The organism is Photobacterium aquae (genome assembly GCF_001029445.1).
Lineage (GTDB): Bacteria > Pseudomonadota > Gammaproteobacteria > Enterobacterales > Vibrionaceae > Photobacterium > Photobacterium aquae.
In genome coordinates this window covers 1-1,868 of sequence record NZ_LDOT01000063.1, presented here as the reverse complement: position 1 = coordinate 1,868, position 1,868 = coordinate 1, and the positions used below count along the sequence as shown (strand labels likewise).

The window sequence follows — 1,868 nt, the reverse complement described above, 5'->3', positions numbered from 1 at the left end:
CGCCATTGCGGCGGCGACTTGCAATTCGGTCGGCTCTTTGGTGTTTGGTGTCATTGGGTCTGATAAGACATGCTGCCAATAACTGCGCTTATGCAAAAACCGTTCGTATTGCCGGGCATATTCCGCTCGGGCGGTTTGCCTGACTTCGGTTGCCGTTTCGGCTAGGTGGTCGCTTTCTCCAATGGGTATCATTGACCAACCTCGCGCCCCTGCGGCCCATAGCAAAAAGTCATACGCCTTGTTTTCGGCTTGTTCGCCTTCGAATGCCATGCAAAAACGGTTTTTGGTTGAGGCATGGACACCCCGCGCTTTCATCTGGTCGCGGATTGCCTTCTGTTCGGTTTCAAGCCGCGCCAGCCTTGCATTCAGCTTGAATAGGTCGGCTTTTGGTTTTTTGGCTTGTTTGGCAATGGCTTTCGCCTTGATGGTTTGGTCAAACTGCTTTTCCAGTCGGCGCAAGCTGCGGTGCAATGGCTTTTTCCACTGCTCCAATTTGTACCCGCATTCTTTGATGATCGCCGCCATGTTCCCGGCTTCGAAACTGGCGATACACTCCCAACCGGGGGCGCGGCTGCAGCGGGCTATGTTGTAGCGGTTGCCTTTGATAAGTCCTTGGTCGGCATTGTCCCCTTTGGCGGCATAGCCCACGGCCTTGATAATGTATGATCCCGCCGCCTTAGGTTTTTGAATACGCTGTAAGTTAGCAAACCCGTTGCCCCATAGTTTTTCGAGGCGTTTAGCCCATGCTTCAAACAGGTTTTCAGGTACCTGCCAATTTAGTAATACGTGAACATGCATATTGGGCTCGCCGTGTTCATTAGCCGGGCATTCTGCCACCCAAATATAATGAAAGTCGGCAGGTTCTTCGGTTGGGCCAAACTCACTCGGTTTGCTGTGCCCGGCGACTTGGGTGTATGTATTCGACAGTGGGCAATACTTCGCCCCAGTTTCAGCGTCCTTTTCGACGGAATAAGTTGCCCACCAACCGCGCTGATACATCTTTTTCGCCCCATCGAGAAAGCGCGATACCTCTTTGCCGATAGACGTTTCGGCCTCTTTGGTGATGGTGAAGTCTTTTTCAGGCTTGAAGCATATTGGCGTATAAGGCCCGGCAATCTCGCCGTTTTCATTCATCACCTTGACAGAACCATCGTCCAAAATATCGACGGTCGCTGCTGGATCCTGGGCGGTAGTATCGATGTGACAATATGGCCCACCAATGGCCTCGATATATCCGGCCATGTTGCGAACAATGCTAACCGGGGTATGTGCGCCATCCGTCCCTTTGAGTTTTGGACGACCGCGCAACATTGAACGTGCCCCCCGCCGTTTGCTGGCTGGCAAAGGCGGTTCCGGCAATGTGCAATATGGTGCCTCACCATCAACCATCCCACCCATGATCCGGTTGCGCTGTTTGGGGGTGAATGTCAGTGTTAGAAACGTGGTAAACCCGCCATGACACGCGGCCACGTAGGCTCCGGACTCGAAAATTTTGCCAACGGCTCTCGGCGTAAGTTGTTCGGTATAGCGATCACCACTTTGCGGTTCTGGCGCATCGCTTGGCGGTGTCATGGTTTGCTGGAGAACGCGAAAACTTCCCGACCACTCCCTTTCCATCAGTCGGATCACGCTGGTTTTCAGTTTTGGCTCAACGACTTTGGTTTTTTCCTTGGGTGACAACACGCGCGGAGTCATTGTCGGGTTCTCTGCCAGCGCATACAGCGTGTCTTGGTTGTAGACGGCCTCGGGGCTGTCTAACTCAGTGTTACCGTGTTGTAGCTTGCGCTCCTGTGCCAGAAGTAGGTCTAAACGGTCTTGTTGTGGGTGTGTCGGACTTTTGCGCCCTTGGACAAGCCTATTATCCTCGG

General features: G+C 53.2%; 1 protein-coding gene. It reads right to left on the bottom strand.

Features of this window, described 5'->3' with window-relative positions; genetic code table 11:
* On the bottom strand, window positions 1-1,868 hold a 1,868-nt coding region (locus ABT56_RS24305; RefSeq protein ID WP_047881145.1), incomplete at both ends, for a hypothetical protein.